This is a genomic window from Aeromicrobium sp. P2_G6, from assembly GCF_056403535.1.
The window spans coordinates 320,287-342,141 of the sequence record NZ_JBFUFH010000003.1 but is presented as its reverse complement, the minus strand read 5'-3'; the positions used below and the strand labels follow the sequence as shown (position 1 = coordinate 342,141).

At 69.2% G+C, this 21,855-nt stretch carries 22 protein-coding genes; 5 read left to right on the top strand and 17 right to left on the bottom strand.

Going from position 1 to position 21,855, the window contains the following annotated elements:
• Positions 1-81: 81 nt before the first annotated feature.
• The 9 genes from AC1DVU_RS12590 to glpX all read right to left on the bottom strand — a co-directional run bounded on the left by AC1DVU_RS12590 (position 82) and on the right by glpX (position 7,778).
• Complete coding sequence (locus AC1DVU_RS12590) at positions 82-1,467, bottom strand: class II fumarate hydratase (RefSeq protein WP_476922782.1); 1,386 nt, start codon at positions 1,465-1,467, stop codon at positions 82-84.
• A gap of 56 nt (positions 1,468-1,523) precedes the next feature.
• Positions 1,524-2,165 carry a maleylpyruvate isomerase N-terminal domain-containing protein gene (locus tag AC1DVU_RS12585; RefSeq protein ID WP_476922781.1) on the bottom strand — a complete coding sequence of 214 codons (642 nt, stop codon included), beginning with the start codon at positions 2,163-2,165 and terminating at the stop codon, positions 1,524-1,526.
• Between the two features lie 10 nt (positions 2,166-2,175).
• A complete protein-coding gene (locus AC1DVU_RS12580) occupies positions 2,176-2,814 on the bottom strand; it encodes a polyamine aminopropyltransferase (protein WP_476922780.1) in 639 nt (212 codons plus the stop codon).
• 17 nt (positions 2,815-2,831) lie between these two features.
• Complete coding sequence (locus tag AC1DVU_RS12575) at positions 2,832-3,875, bottom strand: sulfate/molybdate ABC transporter ATP-binding protein (RefSeq protein WP_476922779.1); 1,044 nt, start codon at positions 3,873-3,875, stop codon at positions 2,832-2,834.
• Positions 3,872-4,663, bottom strand: coding sequence for an ABC transporter permease (locus AC1DVU_RS12570; RefSeq protein ID WP_476922778.1), 792 nt, complete (start codon positions 4,661-4,663; stop codon positions 3,872-3,874). Before AC1DVU_RS12570 ends, AC1DVU_RS12575 begins: the two co-directional genes overlap by 4 nt.
• Position 4,664: 1 nt before the next feature.
• A complete protein-coding gene (modA, locus tag AC1DVU_RS12565; protein ID WP_476922777.1) occupies positions 4,665-5,408 on the bottom strand; it encodes a molybdate ABC transporter substrate-binding protein in 744 nt (247 codons plus the stop codon).
• The gene (locus AC1DVU_RS12560; protein WP_476922776.1) at positions 5,405-5,806 is read right to left on the bottom strand and encodes a TOBE domain-containing protein; all 402 of its coding nucleotides are present in this window, start codon (positions 5,804-5,806) and stop codon (positions 5,405-5,407) included. Before AC1DVU_RS12560 ends, modA begins: the two co-directional genes overlap by 4 nt.
• Positions 5,807-5,867: 61 nt before the next feature.
• Positions 5,868-6,767 carry an alpha/beta fold hydrolase gene (locus AC1DVU_RS12555; RefSeq protein ID WP_476922775.1) on the bottom strand — a complete coding sequence of 300 codons (900 nt, stop codon included), beginning with the start codon at positions 6,765-6,767 and terminating at the stop codon, positions 5,868-5,870.
• Positions 6,768-6,770: 3 nt separating this feature from the next.
• Entirely contained in the window at positions 6,771-7,778 is a 1,008-nt protein-coding gene (gene glpX / locus AC1DVU_RS12550; RefSeq protein ID WP_476922774.1) for a class II fructose-bisphosphatase, read from the bottom strand.
• A 74-nt stretch (positions 7,779-7,852) separates the two neighbouring features.
• Between glpX and AC1DVU_RS12545 the strand changes: the two genes are divergently transcribed.
• Positions 7,853-8,377, top strand: a complete 525-nt coding sequence (locus AC1DVU_RS12545; protein WP_476922773.1) for a DUF4245 domain-containing protein — start codon at positions 7,853-7,855, stop codon at positions 8,375-8,377.
• On the opposite strand, the gene AC1DVU_RS12540 is transcribed toward AC1DVU_RS12545, so the two are convergent.
• Genes AC1DVU_RS12540 through xseA form a run of 3 tightly spaced genes read right to left on the bottom strand, consistent with a single transcriptional unit; the run spans position 8,374 to position 11,502 of the window.
• Entirely contained in the window at positions 8,374-9,999 is a 1,626-nt protein-coding gene (locus AC1DVU_RS12540; RefSeq protein WP_476922772.1) for a PD-(D/E)XK nuclease family protein, read from the bottom strand. The genes AC1DVU_RS12545 and AC1DVU_RS12540 overlap by 4 nt on opposite strands.
• Positions 10,000-10,058: 59 nt before the next feature.
• Positions 10,059-10,286, bottom strand: a complete 228-nt coding sequence (locus AC1DVU_RS12535) for an exodeoxyribonuclease VII small subunit (protein WP_476922771.1) — start codon at positions 10,284-10,286, stop codon at positions 10,059-10,061.
• Positions 10,279-11,502 carry an exodeoxyribonuclease VII large subunit gene (gene xseA / locus AC1DVU_RS12530; protein WP_476922770.1) on the bottom strand — a complete coding sequence of 408 codons (1,224 nt, stop codon included), beginning with the start codon at positions 11,500-11,502 and terminating at the stop codon, positions 10,279-10,281. Before xseA ends, AC1DVU_RS12535 begins: the two co-directional genes overlap by 8 nt.
• A 45-nt stretch (positions 11,503-11,547) precedes the next feature.
• Between xseA and AC1DVU_RS12525 the strand changes: the two genes are divergently transcribed.
• Positions 11,548-12,540, top strand: a complete 993-nt coding sequence (locus AC1DVU_RS12525) for a 4-hydroxy-3-methylbut-2-enyl diphosphate reductase (RefSeq protein WP_476922769.1) — start codon at positions 11,548-11,550, stop codon at positions 12,538-12,540.
• Positions 12,541-12,612: 72 nt separating this feature from the next.
• Here AC1DVU_RS12525 and ggt read toward each other — a convergent pair whose 3' ends face one another.
• Positions 12,613-14,442 (bottom strand): gamma-glutamyltransferase, encoded by a 1,830-nt coding sequence (ggt, locus tag AC1DVU_RS12520; protein ID WP_476922768.1) that lies wholly within the window; start codon positions 14,440-14,442, stop codon positions 12,613-12,615.
• Between the two features lie 103 nt (positions 14,443-14,545).
• Between ggt and AC1DVU_RS12515 the strand changes: the two genes are divergently transcribed.
• Entirely contained in the window at positions 14,546-16,429 is a 1,884-nt protein-coding gene (locus AC1DVU_RS12515; RefSeq protein WP_476922767.1) for a Na+/H+ antiporter, read from the top strand.
• 54 nt (positions 16,430-16,483) lie between these two features.
• Here AC1DVU_RS12515 and AC1DVU_RS12510 read toward each other — a convergent pair whose 3' ends face one another.
• From AC1DVU_RS12510 to AC1DVU_RS12500, 3 genes are all read right to left on the bottom strand, one after another.
• A complete protein-coding gene (locus tag AC1DVU_RS12510) occupies positions 16,484-16,906 on the bottom strand; it encodes a DUF6542 domain-containing protein (RefSeq protein WP_476922766.1) in 423 nt (140 codons plus the stop codon).
• Between the two features lie 65 nt (positions 16,907-16,971).
• Positions 16,972-18,777 carry a BTAD domain-containing putative transcriptional regulator gene (locus tag AC1DVU_RS12505; RefSeq protein ID WP_476922765.1) on the bottom strand — a complete coding sequence of 602 codons (1,806 nt, stop codon included), beginning with the start codon at positions 18,775-18,777 and terminating at the stop codon, positions 16,972-16,974.
• A 53-nt stretch (positions 18,778-18,830) separates the two neighbouring features.
• Positions 18,831-19,082, bottom strand: a complete 252-nt coding sequence (locus tag AC1DVU_RS12500; protein WP_476922764.1) for a DUF4242 domain-containing protein — start codon at positions 19,080-19,082, stop codon at positions 18,831-18,833.
• 110 nt (positions 19,083-19,192) lie between these two features.
• Between AC1DVU_RS12500 and AC1DVU_RS12495 the strand changes: the two genes are divergently transcribed.
• Both AC1DVU_RS12495 and ychF read left to right on the top strand, forming a co-directional pair.
• Positions 19,193-19,720: a GNAT family N-acetyltransferase gene (locus tag AC1DVU_RS12495; RefSeq protein WP_476922763.1), complete on the top strand. Its 528-nt coding sequence runs from the start codon at positions 19,193-19,195 to the stop codon at positions 19,718-19,720.
• A 19-nt stretch (positions 19,721-19,739) separates the two neighbouring features.
• Positions 19,740-20,828: a redox-regulated ATPase YchF gene (gene ychF, locus AC1DVU_RS12490; RefSeq protein ID WP_476922762.1), complete on the top strand. Its 1,089-nt coding sequence runs from the start codon at positions 19,740-19,742 to the stop codon at positions 20,826-20,828.
• Positions 20,829-20,859: 31 nt separating this feature from the next.
• On the opposite strand, the gene AC1DVU_RS12485 is transcribed toward ychF, so the two are convergent.
• Complete coding sequence (locus tag AC1DVU_RS12485) at positions 20,860-21,849, bottom strand: helix-turn-helix transcriptional regulator (RefSeq protein ID WP_476922761.1); 990 nt, start codon at positions 21,847-21,849, stop codon at positions 20,860-20,862.
• Positions 21,850-21,855: the final 6 nt, after the last annotated feature.

Genomic DNA, 21,855 nt, shown 5'->3' with positions numbered 1-21,855 from the left:
AGCTTCGGCGGACGCAACCCACGCGTGAGCGGGCGTAACCCACGCGTGAGCGGGCGCAACCCACGCGTCAGCGGGGGTGGGTCAGGGGTGGGTCATGGACATGACGTCGAGCGCCTTGTCCAGGTCCGCCTCGCTGATCTCGCCGCGCTCGACGAAGCCCATCTCGACGACGACCTGGCGGATCGTCTTCTTCTCCTTGACCGACGTCTTGGCGACCTTGGCGGCGTTCTCGTAGCCGATGAACCGGTTGAGCGGCGTGACGACCGACGGCGACGACTCGGCAAGCTCGAGGCAGCGCTCCTCGTTGGCCGTGATGCCGTCGATGCAGCGGTCGGCGAGCACCCGCGACGCGTTGCCGAGCAGACGCATCGACTCGAGGATGTTGCGGCCGATGACCGGCAGCATGACGTTGAGCTCGAACGAGCCGGACGCACCGGCGGTCGCGATCGTCGCGTCGTTGCCGATGACCTGGGCGGCGACCATCAGCGTCGCCTCGGGCAGGACCGGGTTGACCTTGCCGGGCATGATGCTCGAGCCGGGCTGCAGGTCGGGCAGGGCGATCTCGCCGAGCCCCGTGCGTGGACCGGAGCCCATCCAGCGCAGGTCGTTGCAGATCTTGGTGAGGCTGACCGCGATCGTACGGAGCTGGCCGGACATCTCGACCAGGCCGTCGCGGGCGCTCTGGGCCTCGAAGTGGTCCGTCGCCTCGGTGATCGGCAGGCCGGTGTTCTCGGCGAGGATCTCGATGACGCGCTGCGGGAAGCCGATCGGGGTGTTGATGCCGGTGCCGACTGCCGTGCCGCCGAGCGGGACTTCGGCCGTACGGCCGAGGGAGGACTCGACCCGCTCGATGCCGCGGCGGATCTGTGCCGCGTAGCCGCCGAACTCCTGGCCCAGCGTGACCGGAGTGGCGTCCATGAGATGCGTACGCCCGGACTTGACGACGCCGGCGAACTCCTTGGCCTTGGCCTCCAGCGAGGCGGCCAGGTGGTCGAGCGCGGGGATCAGCTCGTTGGTCGCCGAGGCGGTCGCTGCGACGTGGATCGACGTCGGGAAGACGTCGTTGGACGACTGGCTGGCGTTGACGTGGTCGTTGGGGTGGACGTCCTTGCCGAGCGACTTCGTGGCGAGCGTCGCGAGGACTTCATTGGTGTTCATGTTGCTGGACGTGCCCGAGCCGGTCTGGAAGACGTCGATCGGGAACTGCGCGTCGTGCGCTCCGGAGGCGACCTCGTCGGCGGCAGCGACGATCGCGTCGGCAATGTCTTGGTCGAGGATGCCGAGCTCGGCGTTGGCCTTGGCGCACGCGGCCTTGATCTGGGCCAGGGCGCGGATCTGCGCGGGCTCGATCGGGGTGCCGGAGATCGGGAAGTTCTCGACGGCGCGCTGGGTCTGGGCTCGCCAGAGGGCGTCGGCGGGGACGCGGACCTCGCCCATGGTGTCGTGCTCGATGCGGTATTCGGTCATGCTTCCGACGATATCGCTGCGGTCCGGGCGGGCGTCCGGCAGGACGTCGTCGTACGTCAGAAGGCCGAGATCGACGCCGGTGCGCGCTGTGGTCGGCTCAGCGCGCGGACCACGGCGGCCTGACCGTGACGGCGTACGGCGACGCCACCGAGCAGGTCGACGACGTGCGCCGCAACGTTGTCCGGGAAGTCAGGCGTCGGCAACCCCACGCTCGCGGCGAGGTCGTCGGAGTGGACCATGAGCTCCATCGACCGGGTCACGAGGAAGTCGTCGGTCGTCAGAGCCCAGCCCTGCCATGGGATGAAGATCGTGTCGGGATCGCGCGGCGTGCGCAACAGGTCCGGAAGCTGCCCGATCAAGGGCTCGACCTCGGCCAGCACTGCGGCGCGCCCAGCCTCCGCCGCCGCGTTGCCCTCGTCACGAATCGAGGTGTTGGCCTCGTCCTCGGGCTCTGCGGTCACCCACGCAGCGCCGGCGTAGTGGTCGAGCACGGGGATCGGGTCGTCGGTCGTCGGCGGTTGCGCCAGGAACCGCGCCGCGTGCTTCGCCTGGGCCAGCAGGTGCGCCGTGAGCCCACCGACCGTCATACCGGCGCAGGCGCTCTCCGTGTCCCAGGACTCGGCGACCTCCGGCGAGCTCGCGAGCTCGAAGGCGGTGCGGCAGGCGGTGACGAACTCGATGCGACTCAGCGACTCCATGTCTGGAACGTTAGTCGCCCGCGGCGGCGTCGTCGCGCCGAGTGCCGGAGACGATCCAGTAGCGCTCGTCCCTTCCCTGCAGTCGTACGTCTACGGCTTCGGTCCGTACGTCGGTCAGGTGGTCGCCCATCGCCCGGCGCAGCTGCTCGGAGTCGTTCATGGACCAGACGCACAGGTGTCCGCCGGGCCGGAGCCGGGACCTACACACCTCGACGAAGTCGGTGCCGTACACCGCGGCATTGGCGTCGTGCACGAGGAAATCCGGCCCGTTGTCGACGTCGAGCGCGATCGCGTCGAGTGACGCCGGGGCCTGCGCCGCGACCACATCGCGCACGTCGCCGACCACGATCTGCGTCCGTACGTCGGCCAGCAGGTCGGCGCCGGGGATCGTGCCGTCGCGCATCCAGCCGACGATCTCGGGGTGTAGCTCGGCGACCACGACCTCGGTGACCTGCGGCGATGTCAGGAGAGCGCGAAGCGTGTAGCCGAGTCCCAGGCCACCGATCAGGACGTCCCGCGCGCCGAGGTCGAGGACCGTACGCGCGAGGGCCTGCTCCGACGACGTCTCGACGTCGTCCATCACGAACACGCCGTTGACCCGCAGCTCGAGCGCGCCGTCATCGCGACGCCGCAGGGTCGGCCCGGTCATGGGGACCAGCCTAGGAGTCAGGCGGGGTAGATCGTGACTTCGCTGGCCTTGACGACCAGGAACACGTCCTTGCCCGGCATGAGGCGGAGCTCGGCGACGACCGGCAGGGTGACATCGGCGCTGAGCTCGTCGGTGCGTACGCGCACCTGTGCGCCCCGCGGCTCAAGCTCGCGGATCGTCGACGCGAACACATTGCGAGGGCTGCCTGCCGGCGGTTCGACGTACACGCCGACCGCGCTCGGGTTGAACACCGCGACGGCTTCGCTGCCGTCCGGCACCGGTACGTCCGAGAGGCCGGCGACCGTCGACCCCGACGGCGTACGTACGGCGCCGCCCGCCGAGCGTCCGCGCATCAGGTTGAGTCCGGCGATGCCGGCGCCGAACGTGCTTCGCGGCCGCTCGAGCACCTCTCGGGTCGGACCCTCCTCCACGATCCGCCCACCCTCCATGACGACGACGCGGTCGGCGAGCAGCAGCGCGTCGAGCACGTCGTGCGTCACGATGATCGCGCTACGACCCGCGAGGACCCGCTTGAGCACCTGGCGCATCGCCGGGACGACCGTGACGTCGAGGGCGGCCATCGGCTCGTCGAGCAGCAGGAGGCGGGGCTCGGCGGCCAGTGCTCTGGCGACGGCGATCCGCTGCGCCTGGCCACCCGAGAGCTCAGAGGGCCGGCGGTCTTCGAGCTCCGCAGCGTCGACCGCGTCCAGCCAGGTCGCGGCGTCGGCCCGTGATTGCGACCGCGTACGCCCGGCGCTGCGCGGACCGAACGCGACGTTGTCGACGACGCTGAGGTGCGGGAACAGCAACGGGTCCTGCGCGAGCAGCGCCGTCCTGCGGGCGTACGCAGGTTGCCAGGTGCCGGTGGCGAGGTCGAACAGGACATCGTCATCGAGGGTGGCCCGGCCGGTGTCGGGGCGGAGGACCCCCGCGATGGCGTTGAGCACGGTCGACTTGCCGGCGCCGTTGGGTCCGAGAATCGCCACGACCTCACCCGGCGCGACCTTGAGCGAGACATCGACGTCGCGGTCACGGATCGTTGCATCGATGCGGAGGCTCACAGTGCGTTGCTCCTCGAACCACGCACCAGCCCGATGACCAGGACGGCTACGACCACCAGGACCAAGGACAGCGCGACCGCAGCATCCGGGTCGGACTCACGCTGCAGGTAGATCTCGAGGGGGAGCGTCCGGGTCACCCCTTCGAGGCTGCCGGCGAACGTGATCGTCGCGCCGAACTCGCCCAGCGCCCGCGCGAACGACAGCACGGCTCCAGCCGCCAGCCCCGGCAGCACGAGCGGGAGGGTGACCCGTCGCAGGACCGTCGTGGGACGCGCGCCGAGCGTCGCGGCCACCACCTCGTACCGCTCACCGGCCGTTCGCAGCGTGCCTTCGAGGCTCACGACCATGAACGGCAACGCGACGAACGTCTGCGCGATGACGACCGCCGTGGTCGAGAACGCGATCTGCAGCCCGAGCACGTCGATCGTCTCGCCGAGCAGTCCCTTGCGCCCGAACGTGTAGAGCAGCGCGATGCCTCCGACGACGGGCGGCAGCACGAGCGGCAGAAGCACGACCGATCGCAGCAGCGACTGTCCCCGGAAGGTCGTGCGCGCGAGGGTCAGCGCCATCGGCACGCCCAGGAGGAGACACAGCAGCGTGCTCGCGGCGGACGTACGCAGGCTCAGCCACAGCGCCGCGCGCGACGAGTCCGACGTGATCAGCGAGAAGAAGTCACCCCACTCGACCCGCGTCGCCAGCGCGACGAGGGGGAGCACGATGAACGCGGCACCGACCGTCGCTGGCAGGAAGACCCACCGGGGTACGCCGGACTGCTGCGTCGTCGTCATGTCAGCGCTTGCCGAACCCGGCGGCGCCGAGGATGGACTGTCCCCTCATGCCGGTGACGAAGTCCATGAAGTCACCCGCGGTGGCCTGATGCGTGCTGTGCGACAAGACGGCGATCGGATAGCTGTTGACCGCCTTGGCGGACTCGGGGAACGGCACGCCGTGGACCTGGTCACCGGCAGCCTTGACGTCGGTGACGTAGACCAGGCCCGCATCGGCTTCGCCCGAGATGACCTTGCCGAGCACGTCGGTCACCGACTGCTCCTCGCTGACCGGCTTGATGACGACGCCGGCGGCCTTCTCGACCTGACGGGCCGCCGCGCCGCACGGCACCTCCGGCGCGCACACGACGACCTTAAGGTCGGGATCGGCCAGATCGGCGAGCGAGTCGACGTGTGCCGGGTTGCCCGGCGGCGTCGCGATCTCGAGCGTGTTGGTCCCCAGCTTGTCCAGCACCGCGACCAGATCGTCGTCGGTGGCCTTCTTCATCGTGGCGTCGTCCGCGGTGGCGAGCACATCGGCGCTCGCACCTTGCTGGAGCTGCGCCACGAGGTCGGAGGAGCCGGCGAAGTTGAACTTCACACTGACCCCGTCGTGCTCGGCCTCGTACTCCTTGCCGATCTCGGTGAATGCGCCCTTGAGCGAGGCCGCCGCGAACACCGTGATCGTGGCCTTGTCGGATGAAGCATCCGAGCCGCAGGCCGAGAGGGTCGACAGCAACAGCGCCAGCACCGCCAGCCGCCTCACGGGGCACTCTCCAGCGACTCGATGATGACGTTGGTCGACTTGATGACCGCGACCGCAACAGACCCAGGCTCCAGCCCGAGCTCGTCGACCGCCTCGCTGCTCATCAGCGACACGACGCGGAACGGCCCGCACTGCATCTCCACCTGGGCCATCACGGTGTCGGCCTTGACCGCAGTGACCAGCCCGACGAACCGGTTGCGCGCCGAGCTCGCCGATCCGGTCTCGTGGGCGGCGCCCGCCTGCTCCTTCGCGAACTTCGCGAGCTCGCGGCCCTCGATCGCCATGCGGCCGGCCGCGTCCGTCACAGACGTCAAGCTGCCGGCGCTGACCCATCGGCGGACCGTGTCATCGCTGACACCGARGAATCGGGCAGCATCGGAGATCCGTACGTGCGACATGCCTCGCACTCTAGAGCATCAACTGCGGCAACGCAGAGCGAAAAGAGCCGCAAGTGCGGAGTCAGTGCGAGACGGAGCGTTCGGCCGTACGCACGATCGCGTCGACGTACGTGTCATAGAGCTGCACCGGCAGGTCGTGCCCCAGGCCCGCGATCTCGATGTGCTCCGCACCCGGGACGGCGTTGGCCACGGCCTTGCCGCCGGAGCGGTGGACCAGCGGATCGTTGAGCCCGTGGATCACCGTCACCGGCAGGTCGAGCTTTGCCAGGTCCTTGGTGCGGTCGGGCTGCGCCAGCACCGCCAGCATGTGCCGCGTCACCCCGCTCGCCGTCCAACCGCGGTCGTACGTCTCGTACGCCCGCGCCCGTGCCAGCTCCTCGTCGCCCGGGAACGCCGGCGAGCCGAGGATCGCCGACGTGCGCAGCGACCGTTCGACGTACGAGTCTCGGGTCGATCCGGCCGACGAGARCAGCGTCGGGAGGATGCGCGGATGCTGCCACCCGACTCGGCGGTTGCCGGTCGTCGACATGATCGAGGTCATCGACATCGCGCGCTCGGGCCGGGCGATCGCCATGGTCTGCACGATCATGCCGCCCATCGAGACCCCGACGAGGTGCACGCGTTCGACGCCGAGGTGGTCGAGCACGCCGAACGCGTCCTCGGCCAGGTCACCGATGCCGTACGGCGGCTTGCCCCTACCGGCGAACGCGCGTACGAGGTCGAGCTTGCCGACCTTGTGGTGGCGAAGCTTGGTGGAGCGGCCGGTGTCGCGGTTGTCGTAGCGGATGACGAAGTAGCCGCGGCTCGAGAGGCGTTCGCAGAAGTCCTCCGACCACCAGCCCATGGGGCCGCCCAGGCCCATGACGAGCAGGATCGCCGGATGCTCGGGGTTGCCGAACGTCTCGTAGCAGATGTCGATGCCCGACGGCAGCGACGCGAACTGTTCCCCGGACCGGGTCATGCCTCAGGACTCGTAGTCGATGGTGGAGTACGCCTTGAGCTTGGCGAGCTGGTGCTCGCTCGTGATCTTGCGGATCGTGCCGCTGCGCGAGCGCATCACGATCGACTCGGTGTAGGCCTTGCCGGCGCCGTAGCGAACGCCCGCCATCAGCTCGCCGTCGGTGATGCCGGTGGCGACGAAGAAGCAGTCGTCGGCGTCGACCAGGTCGTTCGTGTAGAGCACGCGATCGAGGTCGTGGCCGGCATCGATCGCGCGCTGGCGCTCGTCGTCGTCGATCGGCCACAGCTTGCCCTGGATCGTCCCGCCGATCGCCTTGATGGCGCACGCCGTGATGATGCCCTCGGGGGTGCCGCCGATGCCGACCAGCAGGTCGACGCCGGTGTCTGGCCGGGCTGCGGTGATGCCGCCGGCGACGTCGCCGTCGATGATGAACTTGATCCGAGCGCCCGCGGCGCGGATCTCGTCGACCAGCTCCTGGTGGCGGGGCCGGTCGAGGACGCACACGGTGACGTCGCTGTTGCGGATGCCCTTGGCCTTGGCGACCAACGCGATGTTCTCGGCGACCGGCAGCCGGATGTCGACGACATCGGCGGCCTCGGGGCCGACGATGAGCTTCTCCATGTAGAACACGGCCGACGGGTCGTACATCGCGCCGCGCGGCGCCACGGCCATGACCGAGACGGCGTTGGGGAGGCTCTTGGCGGTCAGCGTCGTGCCGTCGATCGGGTCGACCGCGACATCGCACTCGGGTCCGGTGCCGTCGCCGACCTGCTCGCCGTTGTAGAGCATGGGGGCGTGGTCCTTCTCGCCCTCGCCGATCACGACGACGCCGTTCATCTGCACCGTGTTGATCAGGGTGCGCATCGCGTTGACCGCGACACCGTCGGCGCCGTTCTTGTCGCCGCGGCCCACCCAGCGGCCGGCGGCCATGGCCCCGGCCTCCGTCACCCTGACCAGGTCGAGGGCGAGGTTGCGGTCGGGCGCCTGCGCGGCGGGCTGAAGGCTGTTCACGCGGTCATCGTACCTGCCGGTAGACGTCTGCGGCCGGTCGAGTTTGCGCGGATGTCGCCCCGTAAAGTCGAGGTATGAGCTCGCCAGGATCGACCCGCGGCAATCCGGCGATGGGTGACATCGTCCGGTCGGTCGCTGTGATCGGGCTGATCGTCCTCGGGTTGTACGCCTTCGGGAAGTTCTTCACGCAGGAGCCCGAGAGTCCCACCCCCGCAGTCGACTACGCCACGATCGTCGACCAGGTCAGGCCGGTCGCGGACTTCAAGGTGCTCGCGCCGTCGAGCCTGCCGAAGGGCTGGAAGGCCAACCGGGCGAGCTATGACATCGAGGGGTGGCACCTCGGCGTCCTGACCGATGACGAGGACTACATCGGCCTCGACCAGTCCAAGGTGAGCGTCGGCCGCGCTGTTGAACGGTTCGCGGACGGCAGCAAGGCTGATGGCTCGGCCGACATCGACGGTGAGACCTGGAGCGTGCGCAAGGGGCCTGAGGACCGCACGACGTACGTACGCCGCGACGGCGACGTCACGACGGTGGTCATCGGTACGCCCTCACGTCGCGTGATCGAGGACTACATCACCTCGCTGTCGGCGTCCTAGAACGGCGCCGGCTCGTCGTCGACAGGCGCAGGGGTGCTCTCGGCTGATGCGAGCTCCGCGTTCTCGTAGACCTGACGGTCGGGACACCACTGGCGTACGGGACACCACGCACAGTGCGCGCCGGGTCGGGTGCGCCACTCCGCATCGACGTGCCAGTCACCAGCCGCGGCGGCGACGTCTGCCTTGACCGCGTCGACGAGTCCCGGCTCCTCGAGGTCCCACGCGTGGACCTCGCCGGCGTCGGGCGTCAGCATCTCGACCTCGACCGTCGCGGTGGTGCAGCCGTGCGCCTCGGCGACGCCCGCGGCCAGCATCGACAGCAGGAATGGCACCTGGAGGTTGTCGGCGTAGACCTCGTCGGCGCCGCCGGCCGGCAGGGTGCCGGTGGTCTTGACCTCGCGCGCCACGAGCCGGTCGCCGACGCGGAAGACGAGGTCGGGCTTCGTGACGGCGATGACCTCCGCGTCATGGTCGAAGCCGTGGATCGCGGTCTCGCTGGCGACGTACTCGACACCGTCAGTGGCGAGCGGGCAGCTCGAGACGTGGTGCCGGAGGTACGGATGGGCGACCGCATAGTCCGCGGCGTCCATGACCGTCGCGGCGAGGCCGATGTCGCCACCGGGCTCCGGCAGGTCGTCTTCGCTGCACCCCACGCCTCGGGCGTGCGCCACCTCGAGCCACGTGTGGACCAGGAGACCCCGGGTCTGCGCACCGGAGTACTCGGCGTCGCGTGGCACCTTGGCCTCGGAGGTCAGGAACCACTGCGCCGGGCACCGTTGATAGCGGTCGAGCTCGGACGGTGCGACGGAGCGCGATGCGTAGCCCTTGATCGGCTGACCCAGGACCTCCGGCACAGGGATCAGCGCCTCGCACGCACCGGCGACCTTGCAGCTCGAGCACTCGCGGCCCGGAGCGGGGTGTGCGAGATCGCCGAGGCTGCCGGCCATGTGCTTCGCCTCGGCCGAGAACGCAGCGTCGGCGTCGTCGGGAGATCCGTCGAAGAGCACCGCGATGCTGCCGTCGGCGGCCCCGATCTCGACGACCCTGATGCGTACGGGGGTGTCGCGTGACGCGAAACCGGCAGCGACCTGGGCAGCGGTGTGAGCCCAGAGCAGGTCGTCATGCGTCGGCTCGGGGCGGGCCGCGCCGAGCCGGTAGCGCCGGACCTCGCGGACGCCGTCCTCCGTGCGATAGAGCGGGCCCCACACCGTCAGCGTGCGCTCGACCGTGCCGATCGTCGGGTCGCTCTGGAACAGCTGCAGGGGACCGATGTCGTCCTCGATGTCCCAGTGCGCCTCGAGGATGTTGGTCACCGCGACCGTCGCGTACGGGCGCAGGAGCCGGTGGACACGGCGACGCTCGAGCTCCTGGGCGATCCAGCCGGCGAGGTGCTGCGGGTCATGGGCCCATTCCGACGAGTGCGCTGCGCGTACGAGGTCTGTCACGATGCCGAGGACGAACGTCTTCTCGGAGCCGAACGAGCGGCGCCACCGGCGGGACTTCACGTCGGGGCGGATCTTGAGGGCGAGGTGGCGCGGGCACTGGGCGGCCGAGGCGATGTCGGTGGCGGAGACCTTGAGGATCGACGGGTCACCGAACAGGTCGAGGGCGTCGATCGTCATGCCTGACCCCCTCTTCGCGTGGAGTCATGATGATAGGCCGCGCGACGCCGGCCCGGACGTCACTCGGAGGAGTCGTCCTCCGCGTCGATCCCAGCGGCGGCGGCGAGCCGGCTGCGGGCGCCGTCGAGCCACTGCTGGCAGATGCCGGCGAGCACTTCGCCGCGCTCCCACAGGGCGATGGACTCCTCGAGGCTCGTGCCGCCGACCTCGAGCTTCTGCACGACGGAGATGAGCTCGTCACGGGCCTGCTCGTAGGGGATCTCGGGAGTCTGTGCTGCTTCAGGCATGGGGCATCTCTTCCTTCGTCTGTGTGCGTACGCCGAGGGTGCCGTCGGACACTCGCACCGTGAGCTCGTCGTCGACCGTGACCTGGTCGATCGAGGTGACGACGGTGCCGTCGGGCAGCTGAGCCACTGCATAGCCGCGCTCGAGGGTCGCGAGCGGCGACAGCGCGCGTACGCGGGCCAGGTGGTGGCCGACCTCGTCGTGTGCCCGGTCGAGCCGGTGGCCCAGCGAGCGCCGGGCCCGGTCGCGGGTCTCGTGGATCAGGCTTTGCTCGGCGTCGACCAGGGTCGTGGGCCTGGCCAGGACGGGGCGTGATCGGATCGCGGCGAGGCCCTGGATCTCGCGGCCCAGGATCGCCCGGATCGCGTGCGCCGAGCGCCGGCGCATCGTCGCGAGGCCGGCCAGCTCCTCGCGGACGTCGGGCACGATGCGCTTGGCGGCATCGGTGGGCGTCGAGGCGCGGACGTCGGCCACCAGGTCGAGGATCGGGCTGTCGGGCTCGTGGCCGATCGCGCTGACGACAGGCGTGGTGCACGCGTGGACGGCGCGGATCAGTGCCTCGTCGGAGAACGGCAGCAGGTCCTCGACCGAGCCGCCGCCCCGGGCGATGACGATGACGTCGATCGACGCGTCCGAGTCGAGATTCTTGAGGCAACCCATGACGTCGAGCGCCGAGCCATTGCCCTGCATCAACGCGTGGCGGACCACGAAGCGTACGTCGGGCCAGCGCACCCGGGCGTTCTCGAGGACGTCGCGCTCGGCGGCGGAGTTCTTGCCGGTGATCAGCCCGATGCCGCGGGGGAGTAGCGGCAGGGTCTTCTTGAACCGTGGGTCGAACAGGCGCTCGGCGGCCAACAGCTGCCGGCGGCGCTCGAGCTGGGCCAGCAGCTGGCCCTCGCCCTGCGGCCGGATCTCGCGCAGCTCGAGGGCGAGCTGGCCGCGCGGGAGGTAGAAGGACGGCTTGGCGTGGACGATGACCCGCGAGCCCTCGGTGATCGGTGTGGGGGAGGCGTCGAGGATGCTGGCGTGGCAGGTCGCATCGATCGAGATCTTGGCGACCAGGTCGCGCAGCGTGAGGAAGCAGACACCCTGCCGGCGGGTCAGCTGTGCGATCTCGGCCTCGACCCAGACCGCGCCGAGCCGGCCGATGTAGCCGTCGATGAGCTGGGAGATCTGCCGCAGCGGCGCAGGTGCGTCCGCGGTCGTCTCCAGGGCCATACCGACACCCTAGGGTCTTCGGACGACACCGTTAGACTCGTCCACATGTCTTCCACGATCGAGCTCGGCATGCCCCCCGTCGGAGGCAGCGTGTTGCTGGCCGACCCGCGCGGCTACTGCGCCGGCGTCGACCGCGCCGTGATCACGGTGGAGAAGGCGCTCGACCTCTATGGCGCGCCGGTCTACGTACGCAAGGAGATCGTGCACAACAAGCACGTCGTCAACAACCTGCGCGAGCGCGGCGCGATCTTCGTCGAGGAGCTCGACGAGGTTCCCGAGGGCGCGACCGTGGTCTTCTCCGCGCACGGCGTCTCGCCGATGGTGCACACCGAGGCGGCGGAGCGCAGCCTCAAGACGATCGACGCGACCTGCCCGCTGGTGACCAAGGTGCATCACGAGGCGCGACGCTTCGCCAAGGAGGGCTACCGCATCCTGCTGATCGGGCACGAGGGCCACGAAGAGGTCGAGGGCACTGCCGGCGAGGCGCCCGACCACATCACGCTCGTCCAGACTCCCGACGACGTCGACGATCTCGAGTTCCCCGAGGGCACTCGGCTGTCCTGGCTGTCGCAGACCACGCTCAGCGTGGACGAGACGATGGAGACCGTACGCCGGTTGCGCGAGAAGTTCCCGCAGCTGGAGGACCCGCCCAGCGACGACATCTGCTACGCCACCCAGAACCGCCAGGTGGCGGTCAAGGAGATCGCCAAGAACGCCGATCTGGTGATCGTGGTGGGCTCGGCCAACTCCTCCAACTCCGTACGCCTCGTCGAGGTCGCCCTCGAGGCCGGCGCCAAGGCGTCCTACCGCATCGACGACATCTCCGAGATCGACGAGCGCTGGCTCGACGGCGTCGAGACCGTCGGCGTCACGTCAGGCGCGTCGGTGCCGGACGACCTGGTGCAGGAGGTGCTGGGCTACCTCGCCGAGCGAGGCCACCCGGGCGCCCAGGCCGTACGCACGGCCGACGAGAGCTTGATCTTCGCGCTCCCGCCGGAGCTCCGCCGCGACATGAAGATCGCCGCCGCCCAAGCCTGACGCCCCGAGATTTGGATCGAGTCGCACCACGTACGGCTTCCGGGTGGTGCACCTCGATCCAAATCTCGGCGGTTAGCGTGACGGGCGTACGACCAAGGCTGTGCCGCCGCCGCGGCGCTTGGGCTCCGCTGCCGCCGTGAGCTTGCCGCCGGGGCCGACCTCGATCGCCGCTGCCGCACCGATCTCCGCAGCCGAGGTGAACTGGTCGCCCGATGGCGTGAGCACCTGACCGTAGGGCGCGAGCAGGTCCTTGTACGCCGCGATGAACTCCGGCTCTGCAGGTGTCGCCGCAGCGTTGCGCTGCGAAGCCCGAGGCGCTGCCACGGCTTCGGGCAGCGTCATGCCGAGGTCGACCCGGTTGAGCAGGATCTGCAGCACCGTCGTGATGATCGTCGCGCCGCCGGGCGACCCGACGACGTACTTGACCTTGCCGTCCTTGAGCACGATCGTCGGCGACATCGACGAGCGCGGGCGCTTGCCGGGCTCGATGCGGTTGGGGTCCTTCGGGTCGTACACCGCGCTGAAGTCGGTCAGCTCGTTGTTGAGCAGGAAGCCACGCCCCGGCACGGTCATCGCCGAGCCGCCGGTCTGCTCGATCGTCAGGGTGTACGCCGCCGCGTTGCCCCACCTGTCCACGACCGAGAGGTGCGTCGTCGAGACGTTCTCCGTGTCACCAGGGTCGGTCTGTTCGGACGTTTGGCAACTGGTCGCCGCCAACGCGCCCGGGCTCACTGGCTTGGGTGTCGCGTGATCCGGGTCGATCGTGCAGGCCCGCGAGTCGGCGAACGACTGGCTGAGCAGCGTCTTCGTCGGCACGTCGACGTACGCGGGATCACCGACGTATGCGCCGCGATCAGCGAACGCCCGCGCCGATGCCTCGAGGTAGAGGTGCAGGCTCTGCGCGAGCCTGGGCCCACTGCCGAGGTCGTAGTTCTCTAGGATGTTGAGCGCTTCGGCGACGGACGTGCCACCCGATGACGACGGTGCCATGCCGTAGACATCGAGGCCGCGATAGGACACCTTCGTCGGGTCCTGCATCCTGACGCGGTACGCCGCAAGGTCCGCCGTGGTCATCGACCCGGCCGGTGCGGGCAGTGCCGAGGCGGGGTCCTTGGCCGGGTGCTGCACGACGTCGGCGATCTCGGCGGCGAGCGGCCCTTGGTAGAACGCCTGGGGGCCCCGCGCAGCGATCCGGCTCAGCGTGTCGGCGAGCTCGGGGTTGCGGAACGTCGTGCCCACCTGTGGGGCGTCACCGCCGGGGAGGAACAGCTTGGCGGTGTCGGGGAACGCGGCGAACCGCGCCTTGTTGTCGAGCGTCTGGTTGCGGAACGTGTCGTCGACGACGAACCCCTTGCGCGCCAGCTCGATCGATGGTGCGAGCGTACGTGCGAGGGACCGCGTGCCGAACCGCTTGAGCGCCGAGTCCCAGGTCGCCAGCGTGCCCGGCACGCCGACCGCGACGCCGGACGAGACGAGCTCGGGCGTGAACCGGTATGGCTTGCCGGTCGCCGGGTCGATGAACGCGTCGTGCGCGATGCCGGCCGGCGCCGTCTCGCGGCCGTCGATCGTGCTGACCTTGTGGCTGCGCGCGTCGTAGTAGACGAAGTAGCCGCCTCCGCCGATGCCGGCGCTGTAGGGCTCGGACACGCCGAGGGCCGAGGCTGTGGCGACCGCGGCATCGGCGGCGTTGCCACCCTTGCGGAGCACCTCGAGCCCGATCTTGCTGGCATTCGCGTCGACGGACGACACGGCGCCGCCATAGCCGTACGACGTCGATTGCGTAGCGCTCGCGCTGCTCGGCGGGCTCGACGAGACCGCGAGCAGGGTGCCGGCGGTCAGCGCGGCGGCGAGACCCGCAGCGATGCGGCGACGTGGACGGACGTGTGCGACAAGCTCGTGCATGGGCTTCCCCCCGGAAGTCGTTGACGTGCCTTCACGGTATGCCCGGCCCGTGGGTGCGGCAACGCAGGGACCAGCCGCTGGACCGGACTGGGAGAATGGACGCGTGCACACAGCCCTGACGCTCGTGACCCTGCTGGCCATCGTCGTCGCGGTCAGCGCCGCGGCCGGCCGGATGAAGCTGTCGGCGCCGCTGGTGCTGATCGTCGTGGGCATCGTCGGGTCCTATCTCGAGTTCGTGCCGGACTTCGAGCTGACGCCCGAGATCGTGCTGATCGGCCTGCTGCCGCCGCTGCTGTATGCCGCGTCGATCCGCACGTCGTTGATCGACTTCCAGACGTACCGGCGACCCATTGCCCTGCTGAGTGTCGGGCTCGTGCTGTTCACGACGGTCGGCGTCGGGCTCGTCGTGTGGGCGATGCTCGACGTGAAGCTCGCGGTGGGCTTCGCGCTCGGTGCCGTCGTGGCGCCGCCGGACGCGGTCGCGGCCACCGCAATCGCGCGCCGGGTCGGCCTGCCGCGCCGCGTCATCACGATCCTCGAGGGCGAGAGCCTGGTCAACGACGCGACCGCGATCGTGACGCTGCGGACCTCGATCGCAGCGATCTCCGGCTCGGTCAGCGTGTGGCAGATCGCTGGCGGGTTCCTCGTCTCGGCGATCGGTGGCGTGCTGATCGGCCTGGCCGTGGCGTTCGTCATCGGGCACATCCGCAAATACATCCAGGACGACGTCACCGACGTCGCGGTCTCCCTGCTCACGCCCTGGATCGCGTACCTCCCGGCCGAGCAGATCCACATCCCCGGCATGGACTCGCAGCCGTCGGGCGTGCTGGCGGTCGTCGTCGCCGGCGTGATCCTCGGGCACAAGTCGCCGCGCATCCAGTCCGCGTCGTCACGGCTGTTCGAGCGCACCAACTGGACCACGATCTCGTACGTCCTGGAGAACGCCGTCTTCCTGCTGATCGGCCTGCAGATCAAGTCGATCGTCAACGATCTGAGCAACAGCGACCTGTCGACGGCACGCATCACCTGGTCCTGCATCGCGGTGCTCGTCGCGGTCATCGTGCTGCGCATCATCTGGGTCTTCCCGGCGACCTACCTCCCGCGGATGATCCCGAGGATCGCCGAGGCCGAGGCGAGGCCAACCCCGCAGGCGGCGTTCCTCGTCGCGTGGACTGGCATGCGCGGCGTCGTCACGCTCGCCGCGGTGTTCCTGCTGCCGGAGGACACCCCCGAGCGCGAGGTGCTGGTGCTGATGGCGTTCGTCGTGACCGTCGGCACCCTGCTGATCCAGGGCCTGACCATCCCGGCATTCGTGCGCTGGCTCAAGGTGCCAGGCCCGGACGTCCAGGAGGACCACCTCCAGGAAGCCACGGTGCTGCAGTCGGTCACCGACGCCGGCATGGCCTACCTCGACACCGAGGTCCACGACGGCGTGTCCGACGCCGTCATGCACCGGCTGCGGGAGCGGGCCATCGATCGTACGAACGCCGTGTGGGAGCGACTCGGCGGGGCGGAGACGCCGAGCGCGCAGTACTCCCGCATCCGCGGCGAGATGATCAAGCGCGAGCGGGAGGAGCTCCTGCGCATACGCAAGCTGGGGACCGTGGACCAGGTCGTGCTCGCGCAGGTCATGAACGCCCTCGACGTGGAGGAGTCGATCCTCGACGTGGCGTACGAGGACGACACGACGGCGAACCGCGAGGAGGACCTGCGACCGACAGACACCGGTGCGGCGTGTGAGCACCTTGCCAACGCCTGCGCCCTGCCCAACCCGACGACGCCGACGGGGTGCGAGGAGTGCCTCGAGGAGGGCGGCGACTGGGTCCACCTGCGGCTCTGCATGGCCTGTGGCCACGTGGGCTGCTGCGACTCGTCAGTGGGCAAGCACGCGACGAAGCACTATCAGGACACCAACCACCCGGTGGTCCGGAGCTTCGAGCCGGGCGAGGCGTGGCGCTGGTGCTTCATCGACCAGGCCAACGGCTGACGTAGGGCCGCTGGTTGAGGTGCGCAGGCCGCCCGCGGCCGTGGCCTCGGCGGGTCAGCGGTCGCGGTCGGCCAGGATGCGCAGTGCGATGATGCCGAGTGCGAGGCCGTGGCCGATCACCAGGATCAGACCATGGTCGATCACGGTCGCGATGAAGCGGCCGATCAGGCCGACGTCCTTGGCGAGACCGTCGACCTGGATCGCCGACGAGGCGAACATGCAGACCAGCAGGAGGCTGCCGATCAGCAGCGCCGGTGGCAGGACGCCTGCGGGGAACAGGGAGCGTACGTCGACCGCCAGCGGCACCGTCACGGAGATCAGGATGAAGCCGACCGAGAACAGCACTCCGATGTGGCCGTCCGTGAGGTCGAGGCCGGTCACCACGGCCATCGACAGGCAGGCGACGACGATCGCCTGGCGGGCGCTCGGATCGCGCCGGGCCATGGCTGCGGGTGTGCGGGACACCGCCTGCGACATGTCTATGACGGTAGTTGACCCACTGGCCTGTTCGTCGTCATTGCGGTAGGTGTCGAGCCGGCTGGTTACGAACGTACGAGGTCTAGCAGCTGCGTCAGCGCTGGGTTGTCGAGGTCAGCAGCGAGCAGTCTCGCCGCGGCGAGATCGCCGTCGTTGCCGAGAGCCGCGCCGTGCAGAAGTGACCTCACGCCCAGCTCACGCATGTTGGTCCGTGCCGTCAGCTTCTGCATCGCCTCGACCCACTGCGGAGTGTCCGCGTGGCTGTGCTCGACGCCAAGCCTGCACCGCACGTCGAGGATGTATCCGCCCAGCCAGATGTATGGGTCGGCCAGCCGGTCGCTGCGGGACAGCGCGTCGGCCAGGATGTCGAAGGCGTGACCGGTGTCGCCGGTCGCATGCGCGACGAGGGCAAGACCGCGTGCAGCGATGCCTTCCCAGCACGGGTTGCCGAGCTGACAGGCTCGGGCGAAAGCCTGGTCGAGCAGGGCCGCGGCGTCGCCGACATCACCACGGCACACCAGCACCTCTCCGAGCAGGGCCTGGGGCCACGGCAGGAATGCCAGCCAATGATCGCGTTCGGCGAGGCGAATCGAGGCGTCGAGGCTCTTGGCCGCGAGATCGAGCTCTCCTCGCAGAAGATGGACGCGGCCGTGCATCGAGAGCGCGAACGCGCCCATCCGAGGCGTCCCGGCCGACTTCGACAGCACGACGGCATCGTCGAGCAGACGCAGGGAGCTGCGATAGCTGGCCCGGTCGGACTCGACGCAGCCGAGATAGGTCGTGGCCTTCGCGGTCACGGCGGGGGAGCCGTCCGCGTACTCCAATGCCTCGGTGAGCCAGACTTCTGCACGGTCGTAGCGTGCGCGAAGGTAGTCGACGTAGCCGAGCTCGGCCCGCGCCTGCGCGATCGCGTCGTCCAGGCCGTGGTCGATCGCGATCTCGTTGGCCTCGTGGAGCATCGCGACGCCTTCCTCGTCGAGTCCGCCGAGCGAGTGGATGAGCGTCTCGCCGAGGACCTGGCGGGAGCTCACGCTGAGTCGTCCAGCGCCCGCCGCGTCGGCGAAGCGGGCGGCCGTACGCAGGGACTGCACGCCGGCCATGACGGCTCCGGCGGCCACTGCGGCGGCGCCGGCCTCGACGAGCGCGTCGATCGTCGTGTCGCTGGCGACGGTCTCGTTGCCGGGCAAGGCCTCACGCATCGCCTGCTCGACGGCGAGGCTGGGCTCCACGCCGAGCTCGCGCTGGAACGTCTCGCGGCAGGCGGCGTACTGGCGGGTGGCGCGTTCGTCGTCGCCGGACAGGCGGTAGAGGCGGATCAGCAACACCTGGTGGTTCTCGTCGTACGGGCTCATGGCGGCGGCGCGCGCGGCGTAGTCGATCGCGACGTCTAGGTCGCCCCTAGACATGCAGCTCAGGGCCGCCTCGTGGAGGATCGCCTCTGAAGCGGCGGCCACATGGCGCTGCTTGGAGAGCAGCCAGGTCTCGAACGCCGCAGCGCCACGCATCGTCATGCCCTCGAGCAGCTCCGCGCCCAGGCCAGCCAGGCTCACGGCGTCGGGCCACGACCCGCGGGCCACGACCTCGACATCGACGATCGCGCCGGGCGGCAGCTCGAGCACCACGGGGTCACCGTCGACCGAACCGCCCTCACCCAGCCCGCGGCGTACCTCCGCGAGGCTCCACCTAAGTGCCCGCGTGGGATCGTCGGCCTGGTCGAACAGCAGCGCCGCGAGCTGGCTGCGGCTCGGCGGCTGGTCGCTGAGGATCAGGTAGGCCAGGATCGCCCAGCTCTTGCGGCTGCGGAACTGGTAGGAGTCACCCGACGGCAGCGTGATGCTGGGCCGGCCCAGGAGGTGGACGACGGTGCTCATGTCACTTGCGATCCTGTCACGCACCGCCGTCCTCCGGGAGTTTTTCCCTGTGATCAGGAGAATTCTCCGACCGGGTAGATCTCGTCGGCGACGAGTCCATGAGCCTCACGGTGGACCGTGTGCGCGGTCTCGGCGTCGGGCGACTCGACGAGGCAGAAGATCTTGCCCGCCTCCTCGTCGACCCAGTAGCGGAGGTAGTTGACCCCGTACGCGCCTTGGGTCGCGAGATCCGCCTGGTGGGCGCCGGCCACGTCGGTGGCCGACACACCGCCCTCGATGTTGTGGACGTCCATGAAGAGCGCCATTGGTGTTTCCTTTCATCATGAGCCGACGCTTTGCCGGCTCCCTGACAGCCATCGAACGCCTGAGGTGTTTGACGGGACGTTTGACTTTCCGGGCCTGATACAAACGATGAGTGCCCGCGACGATCGAGACTCCTCGCCTGACGCTGCGTCCCTTCATCGCTGACGATGCCGACTTCCTGTTCGACCTGTTCCGCCGGCCCGAGGTCGCGAGGTGGAGCGGCCAGGGCGTACCCATGGCGCATCGCGACGAGGCCGTCGCGCGCATCGCCAGCTACCCCCAGCGCGCAGGCGATCACCCGGTCGCGGGCATGTTCGCGGCCGTGCCAGACGGTGCTGAGACCCCCGTGGGCATGGCCTTGCTCGTGCCGATCCCGAGCAGCGCGGGGGTCGATCGCGACGACATGGAGATCGGCTGGCACTTCCACCCCGATGCGTGGGGCAACGGCTATGCCACCGAGGCGGCGCGCGCCCTCGTCGACCGCGCCTTTGCGTCGGACATACCTGAGCTGTATGCCGTGACGCACCGCGACAACGTCCCGTCGCAGGCGGTCTGCCGGCGCCTGGGCATGACCGATCTGGGCCTCAGGTCCGACTGGTACGACCGGGAGCTACGGGCGTTTCGCCTCGACTGCCCCTGAACCCGTAGGCTTGTCGATCGTGGCTCTCAGCATCGGCATCGTCGGACTCCCCAACGCGGGCAAGTCGACCCTTTTCAACGCACTGACCAAGAACGACGTCCTCGCGGCGAACTACCCGTTCGCGACGATCGAGCCCAACGTCGGCGTGGTGGGCGTGCCCGACCACCGGCTCGGCAAGCTCGCCGAGATCTTCGGCTCGGAGCGTCAGCTTCCCGCGACGGTCCAGTTCGTCGACATCGCCGGCATCGTCCGCGGCGCCTCGGAGGGGGAGGGGCTCGGCAACAAGTTCCTCTCGCACATCCGTGAGTCCGACGCGATCTGCCAGGTCACCCGCGTGTTCCGCGACGAGGACGTGACGCACGTCGACGGCAAGGTGTCGCCCGCCGACGACATCGAGACGATCTCGACCGAGCTGATCCTCGCCGACCTGCAGACCCTCGAGAACGCGCTGCCGCGCCTCGACAAGGAGTCGCGCAAGGACAAGTCACTCGTCCCCGCGTTCGAGGCCGCCAAGGAAGCCCAGGCCGTGCTCGAGGGTGGCAAGGGTGCGTTCCAGGCCGGTCTCGACCTCGACGCGATCCGCGACCTGCACCTACTGAGCGCCAAGCGCCAGCTGTTCGTCTTCAACTGCGACACCGACGAGCTCAACGACGAGGACCTCAAGGCCCGTATGCGCGAGATCGTCGCGCCGGCCGAGGCGATCTTCCTCGACGCCAAGTCCGAGGCCGAGCTGGTCGAGCTCGGTGACGACGAAGAAGCCGAGGCGATGCGCGCCGAGATGCTCGCCGACATGGGCGTTGACGAGCCCGGCCTCGACGCACTGGCACGGGTCGGCTTCGACACCCTCGGCCTGCAGACGTACCTCACCGCCGGCCCCAAGGAGTCACGCGCGTGGACGATCCCCAAGGGTGCGACCGCCCCGCAGGCSGCCGGCGTCATCCACACCGACTTCGAGCGTGGCTTCATCAAGGCCGAGATCGTGTCCTTCGACGATCTCGTCGCGGCCGGCACGATGGCGGCGGCCAAGTCCGCCGGCAAGGTGCGCATGGAGGGCAAGGACTACGTCATGGCCGACGGCGACGTCGTCGAGTTCCGCTTCAACGTCTGAGGCGGCGCCGCCGAACGCGCCGCACCAGCGATTACGAGCCCTCGCCGCCGAACCGAAGTAGGCCGAGCCGTGAAGCTGCCGAAACGGCACCCGCGCGCGATCGCTGGTCCATCTTTTCGAGGATGTGCTCGACGTGCGTCGTGACGGTGCGTGGGGAGATCCAACGGTCTTCGGCGATTTGATGGTTGCTATGACCCATTGCCATCCCGTGCAGGATGTCCAGCTCTCGCGGCGAGAGTCCCATGAGATGGTCTGCTGGCCGTTCGCGAATCATCGCAGCTGACTTCGTCCGATCGAACGGATGATGTGCGCGGGTCAGGTCGACGCTGACCCAGTGATTGCCCACAGGCCAGACGCCCTGGGTGCTCGACAGCCGGGACCGAAGGAAGTTGTCCAGCACGCCGTCGAAGCCGTCTGACTCTGCGACACGTGAGGGTTCACAGTCCTCGATCTGCCACACGCGCCCGGAGTCGTCCATGAGACTCGCGCGCATGGACGAGGGTGCTGCGAGGATCACGTGCCGAGGTGCCACTGCGTTGCACAGGTGCGACACGATCGGTCGGAGGGTGTTGATGAGCTCTGCCGATTCGTCGCCGAACGTGTTCGGCGCGGCAGCCGACATGTGAAGCATGCCCACGTACTCATGGGCTGCGGAGAACAGGAACACGGACATGCCATCTCCGAATCCCGCCGAGCCGGCCACCCGGTAGTAGATCTCTGAGTCCATATAGTCGCTGGGCATGTCGATGATGCGGGTGGCTCGACCGCTCCGGCGAAGGGAGGCGTGTGCCACGGACTCTGCATAGGCATCCCCGAGCGTCTTGAGGGTCTCGTTGTCGTATCCGCTGGCGGCGATCGCGATGTGGGTGTGGGTTGACTCGTCCCACATCATCAAGCTGCTGGCCTCATCGCGGATCGCCGGACGAAGGATCGAGAGCACGGACTCCGCCGCGTCAACCGGGTCAGATGAGCCAGCGGCAAACGCTGCCTCCACCAGCACACGACTGTGGGGAGTGTCCAAGACAGC

Excerpts from the sequence above, each read along its gene's own strand:
- AC1DVU_RS12590 (WP_476922782.1), bottom strand. The coding sequence starts at position 1,467 with ATGACCGAATACCGCATCGAGCACGACACCATGGGCGAGGTCCGCGTC.
- AC1DVU_RS12585 (WP_476922781.1), bottom strand. The coding sequence starts at position 2,165 with ATGGAGTCGCTGAGTCGCATCGAGTTCGTCACCGCCTGCCGCACCGCC.
- AC1DVU_RS12580 (WP_476922780.1), bottom strand. The coding sequence starts at position 2,814 with ATGACCGGGCCGACCCTGCGGCGTCGCGATGACGGCGCGCTCGAGCTG.
- AC1DVU_RS12570 (WP_476922778.1), bottom strand. The coding sequence starts at position 4,663 with ATGACGACGACGCAGCAGTCCGGCGTACCCCGGTGGGTCTTCCTGCCA.
- AC1DVU_RS12545 (WP_476922773.1), top strand. The coding sequence starts at position 7,853 with ATGAGCTCGCCAGGATCGACCCGCGGCAATCCGGCGATGGGTGACATC.
- AC1DVU_RS12540 (WP_476922772.1), bottom strand. The coding sequence starts at position 9,999 with ATGACGATCGACGCCCTCGACCTGTTCGGTGACCCGTCGATCCTCAAG.
- AC1DVU_RS12535 (WP_476922771.1), bottom strand. The coding sequence starts at position 10,286 with ATGCCTGAAGCAGCACAGACTCCCGAGATCCCCTACGAGCAGGCCCGT.
- xseA (WP_476922770.1), bottom strand. The coding sequence starts at position 11,502 with ATGGCCCTGGAGACGACCGCGGACGCACCTGCGCCGCTGCGGCAGATC.
- AC1DVU_RS12525 (WP_476922769.1), top strand. The coding sequence starts at position 11,548 with ATGTCTTCCACGATCGAGCTCGGCATGCCCCCCGTCGGAGGCAGCGTG.
- ggt (WP_476922768.1), bottom strand. The coding sequence starts at position 14,442 with ATGCACGAGCTTGTCGCACACGTCCGTCCACGTCGCCGCATCGCTGCG.
- AC1DVU_RS12510 (WP_476922766.1), bottom strand. The coding sequence starts at position 16,906 with ATGTCGCAGGCGGTGTCCCGCACACCCGCAGCCATGGCCCGGCGCGAT.
- AC1DVU_RS12505 (WP_476922765.1), bottom strand. The coding sequence starts at position 18,777 with ATGAGCACCGTCGTCCACCTCCTGGGCCGGCCCAGCATCACGCTGCCG.
- AC1DVU_RS12500 (WP_476922764.1), bottom strand. The coding sequence starts at position 19,082 with ATGGCGCTCTTCATGGACGTCCACAACATCGAGGGCGGTGTGTCGGCC.